Source organism: Nocardiopsis sp. CNZ308, assembly GCF_004217075.1.
Map to the genome: position 1 here is coordinate 2,905,962 of NZ_SHKJ01000001.1, position 16,871 is coordinate 2,922,832.

Here is a 16,871-nt window from a genome sequence, read left to right on the forward strand (position 1 = left end):
GATTTCGAAGGACAATACCCTCGCGCACGAGAGGCGAACACCCCCCATGACCCTCCAGCCGCACCTGCCGCCGTACCGGGACCCCGCCCTGCCGACCGAACGGCGCGTGGACGACCTGCTCGCCCGCCTCACTCCGGAGGAGCGGATCGGCCTGCTCCACCAGCACCAGGCGCCCGTCGAGCGCCTGGGTGTGGGCCCCTTCCGGACCGGGACCGAGGCGCTGCACGGACTGGCCTGGCTCGGACCGGCCACCGTCTACCCGCAGGCCGTCGGCCTGGCCAGCACCTGGGACCCCGGCCTGCTCCGCCTCGTCGGCCGGGCCGTCGGCGACGAGGTGCTCGCACGCAGGGGCGCGGGCGCGTCGCCCAACGTCTGGGCGCCCGTGGTCAACCCGCTGCGCGACCCCCGCTGGGGCCGCAACGAGGAGGGCTACTCCGAGGACGCGTGGCTGACCGGGCTCCTGGCCGCCGCCTACGCCCGGGGGCTGGCCGGTGACGGCGACACGCTGCGCCTCGCGCCCACCCTCAAGCACTTCCTCGCCTACAACAACGAGGAGGGCCGCTGCGAGACCTCCAGCGACCTGCCGCCGAGGGTCCTGCGCGAGTACGAGCTCCAGGCCTTCCTGCCCGCCCTGGCCGAGGGGGCGGCCGTGGCCGTCATGCCCTCCTACAACCTGGTCAACGGGCGGCCCGCGCACCTGAGCCCGCTGATCGGCGACGTGCTGCGCCCGGCCGCGCCCGACCGCCTGCTGGTGGTCAGCGACGCCTACGCGCCCGCCAACCTCGTGGAGACGCAGCACTTCCACCCCGACCTGCCCACGGCCTACGCGCACGCGATCCGGGCCGGTCTCGACAGCTTCACCCAGGACGACGACCGCACCGAGGCCACCCTCGGGCACGTGCGCGAGGCGCTGCGCCGGGGGCTGCTCACCGAGGCCGACATCGACCGCGCCGCGCGCAACGTGCTCTCGGTCCGGATCCGGCTGGGCGAGTTCGACCCCGTCATGGGCGGGATCGCCGGAGCGGGCGGGGACCTGCTGGCCGGGGACGGCCCGAACGGTGAGATCCGGGACGGGGGCGCGGGGGACACCGGGGTCGGTGGCGCCGTGGGGAAGAGCGGGGACGGGGACACAGGCGAGGCCGGGGGCGGCACCGGGGCTGCGGGGGCCGCTGGGCCCGCTGGGGCCTTCGACACCCCCGAGCACCGGGCGCTGGCCCGGGAGGCGGCCACCCGCTCGATCGTCCTGCTCCGCAACGAGGGCACGCTCCCGCTGCGCGACGTGCGCCGGGTCGCCGTCGTCGGCCAGCTCGGCGACACCGTGCTGGAGGACTGGTACAGCGGGACGCTGCCCTACGCCGTCACCGCGCGCGCCGGGATCGCCGAGCGGGTGGAGACGGTGTTCTGCGAGGGCGTGGACCGGATCCGGCTGCGTACGTCCGGACACGGGCTCGTCGTGGACCCCGGCGACGGGGGCCCTGCCCGGCTGGAGTCCCACGGCGCCTGCGGCGGCCATCGGGGCGCGGACGCGCGGACCGGGGAGGACGTGGTCGAGGGCGCGGACTTCGACCTCCTGGACTGGGGCGGCGGCGCCTGCGCCCTGCGTTCGGCGCGGACGGGGAGGTACCTCGACGCGGGGCCCGGAGACGTCCTGGCCTTCACCGCGCCGGGGCCCGGCACCTGGGAGGTCACCCAGACCTTCCGTCTGGAGGAGTACAAGGGCCTGCACACCCTCGTCCACGTGCGCAGCGGTCGCGGTGTCACCTCGGATCCGCACGACGGGACCCTGCGCCTGGCCGGAGCCGGGGAGGAGGACCTGTTCATCGTGGACGGGCTCGGCACGGGAGCCGAGGAGGCCGCGCGGGTGGCCTCCGCCGCCGACGTCGCGGTCGTCGTCCTGGGCGACCACCCCATGGTCAACGGGCGCGAGACCGAGGACCGGACCGACCTGGACCTGCCCGCCGCCCAGGAGCGGGTGCTGCGCGCCGTGCGCGCGGCCAACCCCGCCACGGTCCTGGTGCTCAGCAGCGGCTGCCCGTTCGGGATCACCTGGGCCGACGAGCACGTCCCGGCCGTCCTGTGGTCGGCGCACGGCGGTCAGGAGTACGGCCACGCGCTCGCGGACGTGCTCTTCGGCGACGCCGAGCCCTCCGGGCGGCTTCCGCAGACCTGGTACCGCTCCGCCGACGACCTGCCCGGGATGCTCGACTACGACATCGTCGGCGCGCGCGGCACCTACCTGTACTTCGAGGGCGAGCCGCTCTACCCCTTCGGGCACGGCCTCGGCTACACGTCGGTGGAGTACGCGGCCCCGGTGGTCCGGGTGGACGGCGGCCGGGTCACCGTCACCGTCATGGTCGCCAACACGGGCACGCGGCCCGCCGACGAGGTGGTGCAGGTCTACACCCGCCAGCTGGCCTCGCGGGTGCGGACCCCGCTGCGCGCGCTGCGCGGGTTCGCCCGGGTGCGCGTGGAGCCGGGCCGCGGCGCGCTCGCCACGGTCTCCTTCGACGTGGAACGGCTCGCGCTGTGGGACACCACCCGCGACCGCTTCGTGGTGGAGGACGCGCCGCGCCAGGTGCTGGTCGGGCGCTCGGCGACCGACATCCGCGCCACCGCGGCCCTGGACGTGCCGGGGGAGGCCATCCCGCCCCGCGACGCGCGCACGCCGTGGTCGGCCGCGGGCTACGACGACGCCCGGGGCACGTCCCTGTGCCCGCTCACCCCCGAGCGGGGCGACGCGGTGCGCTCCCGGGAGGGCGGCGCGTGGGCGGCCTTCCGCGACGTGGACCTCGGCGCCGGGGTCACCGGGTGCCGCCTCACGGTGAACGCCGAACACGCCTGCACGGTCCGCGTCCGCCTGGACGACCCCGAGGACGGGCCGACCGCCGCGGTGGCCGACGTCCCGGCGGGCAAGGACGGCTACGACTTCACCGAGGTCGGCGCGGCCTTCGACGACGCGGGGGGAGCCGGGGGGGTCCGTGACCTGTACCTGGTCTTCGACCGGCCGGGTACGGCGGTGGCCGACCTGGTCCTGACCGGCGGCGCCCCGGCACCGGAGGCGGACTGAGCCGCAGGGGGCCGGACACGGTCCGACCGGTACCGAGCCCGAGCCGGGGCAGACCCGGGAAGGGCGTGACCGACAGTGAGCCGGGGGCGGCTCGTCCGGACACCCGGACGGGCCGCCCCGGCCGCCCGGGTGTCCGGCGGCGGTCGCGACAGCCCGGTCCGGGGCCGCCGTGCGACTCCCGGGTCAGCGGGGCCCGGAGGGGCTCACCGGAACTGGGCCACCAGCTGGGCCAGGATGTTGTGCGGCAGGCTGCGGGGGAGCATCTGGTTGACGGTGCCGGAGACGTGGAGGCCGAGTTCCGGGACGTGGTAGAGCACGTTCCCGAAGGCCCCGGAGTGGCCGATCATCTCCGGGCACGGGGTGGACGGCGTCATCCAGCGCGGGAGTCTGAACCGCATGACCCCGATCCCGTAGTCGATGGGGACCAGGCGTGAGAACACCGGGTTCCAGCGCGCGGTCATCTCCGCCAGGTACCGCGCGGGGAACAGTTCGCCCCCGACGAAGGCGCGCAGGAGCCGCAGCTGGTCGGCCGAGGTGGAGACCACCGCTCCGTCGGGCGGGAACGAGGCGATCGTCCTCGGCACGCGCAGCCGGGCGCGGCCGTGCAGGAGCGTGGCGACCTCGTCGTAGCGGTCCAGCGTGTGCGGGGTGAACAGCCAGGTGTCGTGCAGCCCGAGCGGTTCGAGGATCCGGGCGCGCAGGGCCCGGTCGTAGCCGCCGGACGTGGCCACCTCGATGACGCGCCCGAGCAGCTGGTAGTTGGTGTCGCAGTAGTGCGCCCCGCCCGGGGTCGAGGGGGCGAACCGGCTCGGCATGGCCCTGGCCATGCCGAGGAAGTCCTCGAAGGTCCAGGCGGCGTCCTCGCGGAGCATGTCGCCCAGGAACGTGGTGCCGTCGGGGCGCTTCTGCTCGAAGTAGTCGGGGATCCCGGACGTCTGCGTCAGCAGTTCGCGCACCGTGATCACCGGGCCGTGGTCGCGGCCCCCGTACGTGTTCAGCCCGCGCATCGTGTCCGCGCCGAGCAGGTCCGCGACGGGTGTGTCGAGGGTCAGGGCCCCCTCGTCGCGCAGCTGCATGACCATCGCGACGGTGTACAGCTTGGTGATGCTGGCGACGAAGTACGGCCGCCCGGTGTCGCCGTGGCTCCAGGAGAACCCGGTGGACGGCTGCTCCACGGCGAGGCTCATCAGCGACACCCCCGGCTTGGCGGCGTAGCGCGCCGCGATCCTGTCGAGCCGGGCCGAGATCCGCTCACTCACGGGGCGTCCTCCTCCAGCAGCCGTTCGGTGGCGTCGAGCCAGTCCAGCTCCGCCCTGGCCAGGGTGATGCCGTAGGAGAGCGTGGCCAGGCGGAGCGCCTGCCCGAGCCCGGCGGCCTCCGCCGGGACGGCGATCGCCTCCAGCGCGGCCAGCTCCCCGCCCACCTCCCGCCTGCGGGTGTCCAGCAGTTCCCGGATGTCCTCCGTGCTCATCCTGTCCGCGAAGAACAGACGCGCCAGGAAGGGGTCCCGGGTCGGCGGGGTGCGCAGGGGGGAGGTGAGCCAGCGGTCCAGCTCGGCCAGCCCGGGGGCGGTCACGCTGTGCAGGTGCAGGTTGGGGCGCTCCTCCTGCACCACGGTGCGGCGGGAGGCCAGGCCCTCCTCCACCAGGCCGGTGAGCGTCCGGTAGATCTGCGACTGGTCCGCCGTCCAGAAGTGCCCGACGCTCTCGTCGATCACCTTCTTCAGGTCGTAGCCGCTCATCGGCTTGATGGACAGGAGTCCGAGGATGGCGTGTCGTAGGGACATGGGTAGAGGATAACGCCAATATATGTGTTGTCCACTATGAGAGAGCGCATGTAGCCGGGGGCCGGTGTGGCTTCGGATCCGGAACGCCGGAACGAGGGTGAACCCCCTGCTCAGGGCGGGGTGGACGCCGCCCCGCACGGCCCTCCGGTAGCTGTCCGGAAAGGTCAGCGGTGTGCCGCGAGGGGTTCCGACCTGCCCCTGGGCGGGGTCGGGCGGACGAGACGCGCCACGAACACGGAACCCCGGCGGCGGGGGCGGGTCCGGCGGCCCCTTACGGTCACGGCACTAGGCAGTGTTTTTTGGACCTCCGCTTCGCTTCGGTCCGTGTTCGGGCGCCCGGAGCACGGGAACCTTCGGTGTCTCCGGCGGGTTCGCTCGTTCCTCACGAACCCGCCTCCGCCACCTCCAGAACCCCGTGGGCGCCCGAACCACCCGCCCACAAGCTGAGACCGGTTCAAAAAACAGGCCCTAGGCGGTGTCTGCGGTGCTTCCGTCCGGCTGCGCCGCGCCCGTCGCCGGGAGTCCGGCGGGCTCGACAGCGGACTCCTCGCCGGAGGCGGGACCGGGAGCCTGGACCACGGGCCCGGGCAGGGGCAGCAGTCCCGCGTCGAGGGAGTGGATCATCGCGGTGGCCCCGCCCCGGGCCGCCGCGCTCAGCCCCAGCGACGACAGCTCCACCCGGCAGCCGCCCGCCTCCGGGGCGAACGCGCTCGCGGCCGCCTCCGCCCGGCAGTTCGGCAGCAGCCACGGGCCCAGGGGCACGAAGTAGCCGCCCAGCACCACCAGCCTCGGGTTGGTGACGTTGATCAGCACTGCCAGGCCCCGGCCCAGCCACGTGCCCGCCCGCTCCAGCGCGCCGACGGCGGTGCCGTCGCCCGCCTCGGCGCGTTCCACGGCCGTCCCCACCAGCTCGGCGACGTCGCTGCCCGACAGCGGGTGGTCCGGGAACCGGTCGGGGACGGCCCCGCGCAGGATGGCCCCGATCCCCGCCAGCGCCTCCAGGCAGCCGCGGCGCCCGCACGCGCACTCCGGGCCGTCCGGGGCCAGCGACAGGTGGCCCACCTCGCCCGCGAACCCGCTGGCGCCGCGCAGCAGCTCGCCCCCGGTCAGGATGCCCGCGCCGATCCCGACCTCGCCGGTCAGGTACGCGAGGTCGGCCGTCCCCGCGAACGACCCCACCCGGTACTCGGCCACCGCGCCCAGGTTCGCGTCGTTGTCCACCCGCACCGGGACGCCCTCCACCCCGGCCTCGCGCAGCAGCTCCGACAGCAGGTCGCGCAGCGGCACGTCGCGCCAGCCCAGGTTGGGCGCGTGCGTGACCGTCCCCGAGGGGGCGTCGATCAGCGCCGGGACCGCCACGCTCACCCCCACCACGGTGCGTCCGCGCAGCGCGGGGTCGGCCACCGTCGCGCCCAGGGTGCGCGCGATGTGCCGCGCGCACGCCTCCGCCCCGGCCGACCGGGCGTCGAAGGGGACGTGGCGGCTGACCAGTTCGCGCTGGAGCAGGTCCACGGCGACCACCGACAGGTAGTCCACGTTGACCTCCAGGCCGATCGCCGCGATCGAGGAGTCGTCCAGGTCCAGCAGCACCCCCGGGCGCCCCACCCGCTGCCGGGAGGAGCGCCCGGTCTCGCGGACCAGCCTGCGCGCCATGAGGTCGGCGACCAGGCTGGACACGGTGGTCTTGTTCAGCCCGGTGGCCGCGGCCACCGCCGCGCGCGAACAGGGGGCCAGCTCGCGGACCGTGCGCAGCACGACGCCCAGGTTGGTCTCCCGGACCGTCTGGAAGCTCACCGTTCCCGAACCGACCGACACCTGGTCCCCCTCGTCCCGTCCGACACGGCACACCGTGCCCGGATCGTACAGGCAGCCGGCGGCGTGAGCGGGGGCGCTGCCCCGGCAGGGCGCGGCCGCGGAGACGGACGCGGCGGAGGGGACGGGTGTGGCCGGACCGGAAAAGCCGTTGCGCCCGGCCGACCCCTCTGGTGGGATCCCGGGCATGGTGCCTCCCGACGTCTTCCGCGACCAGCCCGTCCTCACCGGGGAGAGGGTCCGCCTCGAACCGCTCGACGCCAGGACCGGTGAGCACTTCATCGAACCGGTACTGCGCATGGATCCCGAGGTGCGCCGCCTCACCGGCACCCACCGGGAGTTCACGAGGGAGGAACTGGTGCGCTGGGCCGCGACGCGGCCCGACCACCACGACCGCGCCGACTGGGTCGTCTTCGAGAGGGAGGGCGGCGCGGCCGTGGGCGAGTGCGCGCTGATCGACCTCGACCCGGACAACGCCAGCGTCGGCTACCGGATCGCGCTCAACAGCGTGTCCGTCACCGGGAGGGGCTACGGCACCGAGGCCACGGACCTGGTGCTGGAGTACGCCTTCACCACGGCCGGGCTGCACCGGGTCGCCCTGGAGGTGTTCGCCTTCAACACCCGCGCGCAGAGGTCCTACGCCCGGTCGGGGTTCGTCCGGGAGGGCGTCTGGCGCGAGTCCCTGCGCTGGGACGGCGAGTGGCACGACGCGGTGCTGATGTCGGTCCTGGCCGAGGAGTACGCCGAACTCCGCGCCGCCCGGGGGAAGGGCTGAGGCGCGTTCCGCGGGCGCCGCCCGCCGCGCAGCGGGGCGGGTACCCGCGGAACGCGTCCCGGGGCTACCCTCGGGCCCATGCCCGTTCCTGACTTCCTCCTCGCCCTCCGCAGCCACGTCGGCCACGGCCTCCTGCCCCTCGTCGGGGTGACGGCGGTGGTGGTCAACGAGGAGGGCGAGGTCCTCCTGCACCGGCGCGCGGACGACGGCCGCTGGGCCACGCCCGGCGGCATCCTGGAACCGGAGGAGGAGCCCGCCCGGGCGGTGGTCCGCGAGGTGCGCGAGGAGACCGGGGTGGAGGTCGAGGTGGAGCGGCTCACCAGCGTGCTCGCCCAGGAGCCCTTCACCTACCCCAACGGCGACCGCGTGCAGATCCTCGACCTGGCCTTCCGCTGCCGCCCCGTGGGCGGGGCGCCCGACGCCAGCGGCGACGAGAGCCTGGACGTGCGCTGGTTCCCGCCCGGGGCGCTGCCGGACATGCCCCAGCGCATCCTGGACCGGATCGGCCACGCCCACGAGGACCGCCCGGGGCCGTTCTACGTCACCTGAGCCCCGGCGCCCCGGACTCCGGCCCGCACGGGCGTCCCGGACCCCGGCCCCGGACCGAGCCAGGTGCCGCCACCGGGCAGGCCGTGAGCGGTCCGGCCCGGAGTCCCGCTCCCGAGCCCGCACCCGCCCCCGGCGACGGGCCCGGGCCCGAGCCCGGTGCCGGACGGGGCTCGACGCCGACCCCCACGTCATCACGCCGAGGCCCGACGACTCCGAGACCGGAGGACTCTTCGGGCTCCGCTTCCGAGCCGCCCCGGCCACGCGGGCGACCGCCCCTGCGCGGCCCGGGGCCGCCCCGCTTCGCGGTGACCCCGGTCAGGGCTGTCCGGCGGGCAGGGAGAGCAGCCCGTCCACCGTCCGGGCCAGGTCGCGGTCCGAGACGTCCGGCGGGGCGAAGACCGACGGGAAGCGCCCCTCCAGGTGGGAGGACCAGCCGGTCACCAGCCCCGCGTTCCGCGCCCCGGCGACGTCCCATCCGTGCGCGGTGACCAGGGCCAGCCGCTCCGGGGCGGTCCCCAGCGACCGCGCGGCGGCCCGGTAGGCGCCCGGCGCGGGCCGCCACTCCCCGGCGGGGCGGGCGTCCAGCACGCCCTCCACCAGGTCGGGCAGACCGGCGCGCTCCAGCAGCCTCCGGGCCAGCGCGTCGTCGTGGTCGCCCAGGACCGCGACGGGCACCCCGGCCCCGCGCGCGGCGCGCAGCGCGGCGGCCGCCTCGGGGCGGGGGTCGAGTTCGGCCAGCCCCTCGACGATGGCGTCCTCCGCGGAGGGGGCGATCTGGTGGCCGGTGATGTCGCGCAGCGCTCCCCGGACCACGTCCTCGAAGGAGCGGTCGGCGCCGTCGCCGCCCACCAGGGCCAGGGCGAACGAGTCGCGCAGCAGATGGTCCGACCAGCGGGTCATGAGCACCCGGGGGATTCCGGCCTCCCGGAACCGCCACTCCAGGGGCGCGAGGGGGAAGAGGGTGTCGAGGACGTCGAGGACGAGGGCGGCCGGGCGGAGCGGTCGCCCGGCGGGGCGTTCGGACATGGGAGCGGCTCCAGGGAGGGGGTCGGGAACGGCCACCCCGTTCCTACCCGGGCGCGGGGCCCTTCGCGCCTCCCGGACACCCGGTCGCCGCCCTCACGCCTCGCGGACACCCGGTCGCCGCCCCCGCGCCCACCGTCCCGCGACCGCTACCCGGCGCGCCCCCTCCCGCCTCCGCCGCACGGCACCCCGGAACCACTCCCGTTCCCGGGGCCGCCGCACGGCTCAGAGCGCGTCCAGGCGGGGGATCTGCTCCACCGCCCACGGGCTCAGCAGCCACGGTGTCCGCTCGGCCACCGCCACCAGGTCCGCCCACTCCGCCCACGCGTACTCGGCCACCTCCGACGGGTCGGGGTCCGGGCCCTCCTCCGCGCGCGCCCAGAAGACGGGGCAGAACTCGTTCTCCACGATCCCCTCGGCCGACACCGCCCGGTACCGGAAGTCGGGCAGCGCGGGACGCACCCCGCTGACGCGCATCCCCAGCTCCTGGCCGACCCGGCGGCGCACGGCCGCGTCGAGGTCCTCGTCCGGGCCGGGGTGGCCGCAGCAGCTGTTCGTCCACACCCCCGGCCAGGTGGTCTTGCCCAGGGCCCGGCGGGTGATCAGCACCCGCCCGTCCGCGTCCAGGACGTAGCAGGAGAACGCCAGGTGCAGCGGTGTCTCCCGGGTGTGCACGGTGGCCTTGTCGGCGACGCCCACGCGCTGGTGCTCCTCGTCGAGCAGAACCACGAGTTCGCGCTCGGCCCCGCCCTCCGCGCCCGCGGCGGCCCTGTGCTGGGTCACGGCTCCTACCCCCCGCTTCCGGGACCGCCGCGCTCCGCCCGGTCGGCCCTCGTTCCTGGGTCACACGCGTACGGTCCGTACTCCCCACGCGGCGACGTTCTCCCCTCCCATACTCACCCGTCACTCCCACCCGACGCGCACCGGCTCCACCGGACCGTGCTCCGCGCGGTCCCGGGGTGCGCATACAGTTCCTGATGGCCCCGAGTCGGGAGCCACCGGACACAGGGAACGGAAGGCCGGCCGCGACGACCGCGGCGCGGCGGTGGAGCGGTGACAGAGACGATGACGGACACGGGTACCCGGACGCTGCCGGAGGAGCTGGAGCACCCGGCGGAGCGGATCGACCCCGACCGGTTGGCCGCGTGCCTGGACGTGATCGCCCGCGCCGGTGAGCTGCCCAGCGACCACCCGGACTCGGTCGCCCTCCAGCGCGCGACCGCCCGCCTGTTCAAGAACGTCAAGGAGCGGCGCCGCAAGGAGCGCCAGGCCGCCCGCCAGGCCCACGACAGGGCCGTGTTCGCGGCCACCGCCACCGCGGCGCCGGACCGGATCGATGACGAGACCAACGGCCGCGCCCTCAGCAGCGGCAGCGGCGGCGCCCTCGCGGGCGTGCTGAGCAGGCCCCGGCCCTGCTACATCTGCAAGGAGAGGTACCGGGAGGTCGACTCCTTCTACCACCAGCTGTGCCCCGCGTGCGCGGCGTTCAACAGGGAGCGCCGCAACGCCCGCACCGACCTGACCGGGCGCCGGGCCCTGCTCACCGGAGGCCGGGCCAAGATCGGCATGTACATCGCGCTCCGGCTGCTCAGGGACGGCGCGCACACCACCGTCACCACGCGCTTCCCCAACGACGCGGTGCGCCGGTTCGCCGCGATGCCCGACAGCGGCGAGTGGCTGCACCGGCTGCGGGTGGTGGGCGTCGACCTGCGCGACCCCGCCCAGGTGCTGCGGCTGGCCGACGCGGTGGCCGAACAGGGGCCGCTGGACGTCCTCATCAACAACGCGGCCCAGACGGTGCGCCGTTCGCCCGGCTCCTACGGGCCGCTGGTCGAGGCCGAGGCCGAACCGCTCACGGGCGAGGGCCTGCCCGAGCCGCTGGTGCTGGGCGGCGTGCGCCCGCGAGCCCTGGAGGACCGCACCGGCCCTGAGCGGGACGCCCCGGCGACCCACGCGCTCACCCCGGCCATGCTCACCTCCCTGGCGCTGACCACGGGCTCCGCGTCGATGGAACGGGTGCGCACCGGGACGGCGATCGACGCCGGAGGGCTGGTGCCCGACCTGGCCCCGGTGAACAGCTGGACGCGGCGGATCGGCGAGGTCGACCCCGTCGAGATGCTGGAGGTGCAGCTGTGCAACGTGAGCGCGCCGTTCCTGCTGGTGGACCGGTTGCGCCCGGCCCTGGCCGCGTCCCCGGCGCGCCGCACCTACATCGTCAACGTGTCGGCGATGGAGGGGGTGTTCGGCCGAGGCTACAAGGGGCCGGGGCACCCCCACACCAACATGGCCAAGGCCGCGCTCAACATGCTCACCCGCACCAGCGCCCAGGAGATGCTGGAGTCCGACGGCATCCTGATGACCAGCGTGGACACCGGGTGGATCACGGACGAGCGCCCGCACCCGGAGAAGGAGCGGCTGGCCGAGGCCGGGTTCCACGCGCCCCTGGACCTGGAGGACGGGGCCGCGCGCGTGTACGACCCCATCGTGCGGGGCGAGCTGGGCGAGGACCTGCACGGGTGCTTCCTGAAGGACTACGCCCCCGCCAACTGGTAGAGGGCAGGCGGAGACCGGGCGCCCCCATGGACCCCCCGTATTCCAGGAAACCGCATCGGGCCCGGCGGCGGTAGAGGCGGCGGGAGGCTGTGGACGACCGCCGCCCGGGGGCGCCTGAGGGCGTCCCGGGCCCCGGAAGCGGTGCGGCGCGCAGGGGGTCGCGTTCCGCCGCCAGAGGGTTCCGCTCCCGCCGCCGCGCCACCTCGGGGCGCACCGGCTCCGCCCCGAGGAGGCTCCGCCTACTCCGCGTGCCCGTTGCGGTAGGCCCAGGCCGCCACCTCCACGCGGTTGCGCGCCCCGAGCTTGGCCTGCACGCTCGCCAGGTGCGTCTTGACCGTGCTCACGGTCACGAACAGCTCCCCGGCCACCTCGGTGTTGGTCAGCCCCCGCGCCACCGCGCGCACGATGTCCAACTCCCGCACGGTCAGCCCGCCGTCCCCCGGCGCGGACCGGGGCGCCGCCGCGAAGTGCCGCAGCAGCCGCACGGTGACCCTCGGGGAGACCAGGGCGTCGCCCCTGGCGGCGGCCCGCACCGCCTCCACCAGCAGGGCCGGTCCGGCGTCCTTGAGCAGGAACCCGACCGCCCCTCCGGTGATCGCCGCGTGCACGTACTCGTCCAGGTCGAACGTGGTCACCACGACCACCCGGAGCGGGTCGGCCACCCCCGGACCGGCCAACCGGCGGGTGGCCTCCAGGCCGTCCACTCCCGGCATGCGGATGTCCATGAGCACCACGTCCGGGCGCAGCTCCCGCGCCAGCCGGACCGCCTCCAGGCCGTCACCGGCCTCGCCCACCACCTCGACGCCGTCCTCGGCCGCCAGCATGTACCGGAACCCGGTCCGCACCATGGCCTGGTCGTCCGCCAGCAGCACCCGGATCGGCGCCTCGCCGCCGCCGGGCACCGCCCGCTCCCCTTCGGTCCCCGCCGTCACCCCTGCTCCCCTCCGGTCTCCCGGGACTCCCCGCGTCACCCTCACCCCTGCTCCCCGACAGTCGAACGTCGCGTGCCCTCGCCCGCCCGGTCCAGCGGCAGCCGCGCCGCCACCTCCCAGCCCCGGCCCCGGTCACGCGGACCCGCGGAGAACACGCCGCCGAGCAGGCGCACCCGTTCCGCCATGCCGACCAGGCCGAACCCGCCCCCGGTCGGCCCCGCGGCCCCCTGGCCGTCGTCGCTCACCCGGACCTCGGCCTCCTCCGCTCCGGCCTCCACCGTCACCTCCACCCGGGTGGCGCCCCGGGCGTGCCGCAGCGCGTTGGTGACCGATTCCTGGGCGATCCGCAGCACCGCCGTTCCGGCGGTCGGCGGCAGGGCCTCCACGGATCCCCGGCACCGTACCGCCACCTCCGGGCGGCTCCCGGCCGCCGGTGTCGCCAGCCGGTCCAGTCCCGCGGCGGTGTCCGGGGCCAGCGGCACGTCACCCGGTTCCCGCAGCCGCGAGACCATCCCGCGCATGGACTCCAGGGCGCGCGCCCCGGCCGCCTCGATCTCGGGCAGCGCGTTCCGCACCGCGCCGGGGTCGCGGTCGGCGATGTGGCGCAGCGCCTGCGCCTGGACGACGATGCCGGTCACCTCGTGCGCCACGACATCGTGCAGGTCGCGGGCGATCGCCAGTCGCTCCTGGGACCGGGCGTGCTCCACGTGGGAGCGCCGCTGGGCCTCCCGCCACCGCAGGTACAGCCCCGGGGCCAGTCCCACGGCCACGAACGTCAGCGACGTGTTGGCCAGGCTCGCGTAGTAGGGGACGGGCTCCCGCAGGTAGTCCGAGAGGGTGGCCGCGAAGGCGCACAGGGACACCGCGCCGATCTGCCAGGGGCGGCACCGCAGCCCGGCCAGCGCGAGCAGCACCAGCAGCCCGCTGACCTCCGAGCCCGTCAGGGCGTATCCGAACGCCTCCCCCATGGGCAGCGGCCACAGCACCGCGGAGGCCGCCAGCACCGAGGCCGCGGCCGCCGCACCGGACACCGCGGTCGCCACCGGTCCCGAGGACGGGCGCAGGACGGACAGCGCGATCACGCAGACCACCCCGCCGGAGACCACCGGCACGTAGTCCATGGCCGAGTGCGGGGGCCCCATCCAACCCGGGAGGGAGAAGTCGCCGTGGACGCGCAGCAGGTCCAGTGCCCACACCACCGCGAGCACGCACGCCACGGCCCACGGCGCGAGCCGGGACAGCGCACCGCTGGTCCGGCCGCCGCCGAGCGCCGCGAACACCCTGTTCATGACCATGGCGACCAGCGTAGGCCGCGCGGACGCGGCGGGCCTCGGCCGAAGGTACGAGGCGGGCGGGTCCGGTCGTCGGCCGTTCGGTCGATGTGCGCGCACGGGCCCGCAGGCGAGGCTGGGAGCCGTTCGACGTCGGAGGGGGAGAGGGCACCGCATGAGCGAGGCGGGGTACGACACGACAGGGGCACGACGGCACGGGGACGGGACGCACCACCCGGCCGGAGCCCGGGGGCAGTACACGGCCGGGACACGGCACGGGGGCGGGGCGCTCCACACGGCCGGGAGCGGGGAGCCGCACACGGCGGGGACGCGGCGCACGACCGCGTCCGACGGCGCCGGCCCCGGCCTCGCGCCCCCCGCGCGGCGGGTGGCCTTCCTGGACGTCGCCCGGGCGCTCGCGATGATCGGCGTGGTCATGATGAACGCGTCCTCGGTGGTCTATCCCGTCGAGATGTCGGGCCAACGGGCCCCGGGCCCGCTGAGCGAACTCGTGGACGGCGGGCTCACCCTGCTCATGTCGGGCAGGGCCAGGACGATGCTCATGATCCTGCTGGGCGCGGGCGTGGTCCTGGCGTGGCGGGCCGCCTCCCGGCGCGGCGGACGGCCCGCGGCGGTGATGCTGCGCCGCTACGCCGTGCTGGGGCTGCTGTTCGGGCTTCCGCACCTGGCGGTCTTCGACGGGGACATCCTCACCCAGTACTCGGTCGCGGCGCTGCTGCTGACCCCGCTGGTGCCGCTGCTGCTCGGCGGGTCCCGCCGCAGACCGCTGGTCGCGGCGGCCGTGCTGTTCGCCGCCGTACCGGTGTCGGACCTGCTGCTCTCGCCGTTCCTCGGGGACCACACCTGGGGGGCCTCGGCGATGCTGGTTCCGCAGACCCTCGGGTTCTTCTGCGTCGGCGTGTGGCTGGCCCGCCGCCCGGAGCTCACCGCCGAGCCCGGAACCGGCACGGAGGGGACCTCCCGCCTGCCGCTGCGCATGCTCGTGTTCGGCGCGGTGGCCCAGGGCCTGAGCGTGGTCCTCATGCTCGTCGGCAGCGTCGTGTTCCCGACCGAGTTCGGCGCCGACGGCGCGCCGGTGCGGTCCGTGGGCGAGACCGTGGTCGTCCTCCTGGGGAACACCTTGCTGAACCTGGGCGGAGCCCTGCTCTACCTGGGACTGGTGTGGTGGCTGGTTCTCAGGGGGCGGGGAGCGGCGCGCGTGCTGGGAACCCTGGCCCCGCTCGGGCGGATGACCCTCACGGTGTACCTGGGCAGCACGGCGGTGTTCCTGGCGGTCATGGGCCCGTTCGAGGGGACGGTTCCCCAGTTGGCCCAGTACGCCCTGGCCGCCGCCTACTTCGTCGCGACCGCCGTCCTCGCCCACCTGTGGGCGCGCCGGTTCCGGCTCGGCCCGCTGGAGTGGGTGTGGCGGAGCCTGACCCACCTGCGCCCGGTGCCCCTGCGCGCCGAGCGCTCCGGTCGGCGGTCCGGCCTCCCGGCCGCCGGCGGGGACCCGGCCTGACACCGGGACCCGACCGCTTCCGGGGGTGGCGCCGTCCGCCCCCCGCCGGGACCGCCAGGAGCCCTCAGCCCCCGGCGACCGAGGGCAGCACGCGCACGTCCGCGCCGTCGCGGACCGGCGCCGCCAGCCCGCCGACCCCGCGGCACTCGTCCTCGTCCACGAACACGTTGACGTAGCGGCGCAGCCGCCCCTGCTCGTCGCGGATCCGCCGGTCCAGCCCCGGATACCGGGCGGTGAGCGCGTCCAGCACCCCGCCCAGCGCGGTCCCGTCCTCGACCTCCACCGGGACGTGGGCCGCGCCGTCGGCGTCGGCCCTCAGCAGACCCGGCAGGTGTACCGTCACCCGCATCTCACACCTCCGCGGCGCGTACGCACAGGACGTCGGGCAGGTGCTGGACCACCGGGTGCCAGCCGTCGCCGTCGTCGGTGGCGGCGTAGACGTCGCCCGACCGGGTGCCGAAGTAGAACCCGGGCACGTCCGCCCCGTCGGTGCAGGCGCCGTCGCGCAGCACGATCCCGAAGTAGGGCTCCCGCGGCAGGCCCCGCGTGAACGGCCGCCAGCTGCCGCCCCCGTCGTCGGTCCGGTACACGCCCAGCCGGTGGTCGGGCGGCAGGTGCACCTCCTGGCTGACCACGGGGAAGTTGAGCGCGGTCTCCGGCCGGTGCGGGTGGGCGACCACCGCGAACCCGAAGTCGGTGGGCAGGCCGGTCTCCACGGCCGTCCACCCCCTCCCCGCGGGGTCCGAGCTGCGGTACACCCCGTGGTGGTTCTGCGCGTAGAGCACGCCGTCCGGCCCGGCGGCCACCTTGTGCACGCACTGGCCGTACTCGGGCTCCTCCTCGGGCAGGAACACCGCCGAGATCCCCCGGTTGGCCGGAGCCCAACTGGCACCGTCGTCGCGGGTCTGGTAGACACCACCGGTGGACATGGCCACCGTCACGGCTCCGGGCACGCGCGCGCCCGCGCCGAGGATCCCGGGCAGGATCGTGTGGACCGCGCCGCCGCCCGCCCCGGGGAACCAGTCGGCGCGGTGCGGGTGGTCCCACAGGGCGCGGACGAGTTCGAAGCACAGCCCGCCGTCGGAGGACCGGAACAGGGCGTGCGGCTCCACCCCCGCGTACACGGTGTCGGCGTCGTCGCCGAAGGCGAACTGCCAGGCCCGGACGAGGGAGGCGTCGGTGTCCTCGGGGAAGGCGATGGGCGCGGACCCGGGCTCGTGCCAGGTGGCGCCCCCGTCGTCGCTGTACCAGACGCTCGGACCGAAGTGCGAGCTCTCCGCTCCGGCGAGGATGCGGCCGCTGTGCGGGTTGACGCCGACCGCGTACACCGCGCTCATGCTGGCGTAGTCCGCGGAGTCGAGCCGGTGCGGGCCGCTCACCTCCCACGCGCGCCGATCCTCGCTGCGGGCGGTGAAGAGCCCCTTGCGTGTGCCGATGACCAGGAGATATGCCATGACCAGCTCCAGAATGGGATCGAGGTCTCCACTGTGGCACAGGCCACTGACAATCGGCGGTCGCGCGCCCCGGCGGGCCGCGTTCCCCGGCCGGGAAACTGTAAGGAGACCGAACGTTTTCCTGGAA

The 16,871-nt window shown here is 75.4% G+C and carries 14 protein-coding genes; 5 read left to right on the forward strand and 9 right to left on the reverse strand.

Annotated features, from left to right (window positions below; all coding sequences use genetic code 11):
* Window positions 1-46: 46 nt before the first annotated feature.
* The gene (locus tag EV372_RS12625; RefSeq protein ID WP_130396161.1) at window positions 47-3,067 is read left to right on the forward strand and encodes a glycoside hydrolase family 3 protein; all 3,021 of its coding nucleotides are present in this window, start codon (window positions 47-49) and stop codon (window positions 3,065-3,067) included.
* 203 nt (window positions 3,068-3,270) lie between these two features.
* Here the strand turns inward: EV372_RS12625 and EV372_RS12630 are convergent, their stop codons facing one another.
* From EV372_RS12630 to EV372_RS12640, 3 genes are all read right to left on the reverse strand, one after another.
* On the reverse strand, window positions 3,271-4,326 hold the full coding sequence (locus EV372_RS12630; RefSeq protein WP_130396162.1) for a serine hydrolase domain-containing protein: 1,056 nt from the start codon (window positions 4,324-4,326) through the stop codon (window positions 3,271-3,273).
* Window positions 4,323-4,853 (reverse strand): PadR family transcriptional regulator, encoded by a 531-nt coding sequence (locus tag EV372_RS12635; RefSeq protein ID WP_130396163.1) that lies wholly within the window; start codon window positions 4,851-4,853, stop codon window positions 4,323-4,325. Before EV372_RS12635 ends, EV372_RS12630 begins: the two co-directional genes overlap by 4 nt.
* 468 nt (window positions 4,854-5,321) lie before the next feature.
* Complete coding sequence (locus EV372_RS12640) at window positions 5,322-6,668, reverse strand: ROK family protein (RefSeq protein WP_130398899.1); 1,347 nt, start codon at window positions 6,666-6,668, stop codon at window positions 5,322-5,324.
* A 184-nt stretch (window positions 6,669-6,852) separates the two neighbouring features.
* Between EV372_RS12640 and EV372_RS12645 the strand changes: the two genes are divergently transcribed.
* Window positions 6,853-7,440 (forward strand): GNAT family N-acetyltransferase, encoded by a 588-nt coding sequence (locus EV372_RS12645; protein ID WP_197044253.1) that lies wholly within the window; start codon window positions 6,853-6,855, stop codon window positions 7,438-7,440.
* A gap of 78 nt (window positions 7,441-7,518) precedes the next feature.
* Window positions 7,519-7,989: an NUDIX hydrolase gene (locus EV372_RS12650; protein WP_013156557.1), complete on the forward strand. Its 471-nt coding sequence runs from the start codon at window positions 7,519-7,521 to the stop codon at window positions 7,987-7,989.
* A 315-nt stretch (window positions 7,990-8,304) separates the two neighbouring features.
* On the opposite strand, the gene EV372_RS12655 is transcribed toward EV372_RS12650, so the two are convergent.
* Both EV372_RS12655 and idi read right to left on the reverse strand, forming a co-directional pair.
* Window positions 8,305-9,015: an HAD family hydrolase gene (locus EV372_RS12655; protein ID WP_130396164.1), complete on the reverse strand. Its 711-nt coding sequence runs from the start codon at window positions 9,013-9,015 to the stop codon at window positions 8,305-8,307.
* Window positions 9,016-9,237: 222 nt separating this feature from the next.
* On the reverse strand, window positions 9,238-9,795 hold the full coding sequence (idi, locus tag EV372_RS12660) for an isopentenyl-diphosphate Delta-isomerase (protein WP_019609343.1): 558 nt from the start codon (window positions 9,793-9,795) through the stop codon (window positions 9,238-9,240).
* Window positions 9,796-10,077: 282 nt separating this feature from the next.
* On the opposite strand from idi, the gene EV372_RS12665 reads away from it, so the two are divergent.
* Window positions 10,078-11,565: an SDR family oxidoreductase gene (locus EV372_RS12665; protein ID WP_130398901.1), complete on the forward strand. Its 1,488-nt coding sequence runs from the start codon at window positions 10,078-10,080 to the stop codon at window positions 11,563-11,565.
* A 239-nt stretch (window positions 11,566-11,804) separates the two neighbouring features.
* Here EV372_RS12665 and EV372_RS12670 read toward each other — a convergent pair whose 3' ends face one another.
* Together EV372_RS12670 and EV372_RS12675 are read right to left on the reverse strand one after the other, a co-directional pair.
* Window positions 11,805-12,467, reverse strand: a complete 663-nt coding sequence (locus tag EV372_RS12670; protein WP_041553483.1) for a response regulator — start codon at window positions 12,465-12,467, stop codon at window positions 11,805-11,807.
* 71 nt (window positions 12,468-12,538) lie between these two features.
* On the reverse strand, window positions 12,539-13,792 hold the full coding sequence (locus tag EV372_RS12675; protein WP_130396165.1) for a sensor histidine kinase: 1,254 nt from the start codon (window positions 13,790-13,792) through the stop codon (window positions 12,539-12,541).
* 151 nt (window positions 13,793-13,943) lie between these two features.
* Here EV372_RS12675 and EV372_RS12680 point away from each other — a divergent pair, with 151 nt between their 5' ends.
* Complete coding sequence (locus EV372_RS12680; RefSeq protein ID WP_486483975.1) at window positions 13,944-15,290, forward strand: DUF418 domain-containing protein; 1,347 nt, start codon at window positions 13,944-13,946, stop codon at window positions 15,288-15,290.
* Window positions 15,291-15,354: 64 nt separating this feature from the next.
* On the opposite strand, the gene EV372_RS12685 is transcribed toward EV372_RS12680, so the two are convergent.
* Together EV372_RS12685 and EV372_RS12690 are read right to left on the reverse strand one after the other, a co-directional pair.
* Window positions 15,355-15,639, reverse strand: a complete 285-nt coding sequence (locus tag EV372_RS12685; RefSeq protein WP_017563261.1) for a MoaD/ThiS family protein — start codon at window positions 15,637-15,639, stop codon at window positions 15,355-15,357.
* Window position 15,640: 1 nt separating this feature from the next.
* Window positions 15,641-16,744, reverse strand: coding sequence for a WD40/YVTN/BNR-like repeat-containing protein (locus EV372_RS12690; protein WP_130396166.1), 1,104 nt, complete (start codon window positions 16,742-16,744; stop codon window positions 15,641-15,643).
* Between the last annotated feature and the right edge of the window lie 127 nt (window positions 16,745-16,871).

Excerpts from the sequence above, each read along its gene's own strand:
- EV372_RS12690 (WP_130396166.1), bottom strand. The coding sequence starts at position 16,744 with ATGGCATATCTCCTGGTCATCGGCACACGCAAGGGGCTCTTCACCGCC.
- EV372_RS12625 (WP_130396161.1), top strand. The coding sequence starts at position 47 with ATGACCCTCCAGCCGCACCTGCCGCCGTACCGGGACCCCGCCCTGCCG.
- EV372_RS12675 (WP_130396165.1), bottom strand. The coding sequence starts at position 13,792 with ATGGTCATGAACAGGGTGTTCGCGGCGCTCGGCGGCGGCCGGACCAGC.
- EV372_RS12665 (WP_130398901.1), top strand. The coding sequence starts at position 10,078 with ATGACGGACACGGGTACCCGGACGCTGCCGGAGGAGCTGGAGCACCCG.
- EV372_RS12635 (WP_130396163.1), bottom strand. The coding sequence starts at position 4,853 with ATGTCCCTACGACACGCCATCCTCGGACTCCTGTCCATCAAGCCGATG.
- EV372_RS12650 (WP_013156557.1), top strand. The coding sequence starts at position 7,519 with ATGCCCGTTCCTGACTTCCTCCTCGCCCTCCGCAGCCACGTCGGCCAC.
- EV372_RS12645 (WP_197044253.1), top strand. The coding sequence starts at position 6,853 with ATGGTGCCTCCCGACGTCTTCCGCGACCAGCCCGTCCTCACCGGGGAG.
- EV372_RS12655 (WP_130396164.1), bottom strand. The coding sequence starts at position 9,015 with ATGTCCGAACGCCCCGCCGGGCGACCGCTCCGCCCGGCCGCCCTCGTC.
- EV372_RS12685 (WP_017563261.1), bottom strand. The coding sequence starts at position 15,639 with ATGCGGGTGACGGTACACCTGCCGGGTCTGCTGAGGGCCGACGCCGAC.
- EV372_RS12680 (WP_486483975.1), top strand. The coding sequence starts at position 13,944 with ATGAGCGAGGCGGGGTACGACACGACAGGGGCACGACGGCACGGGGAC.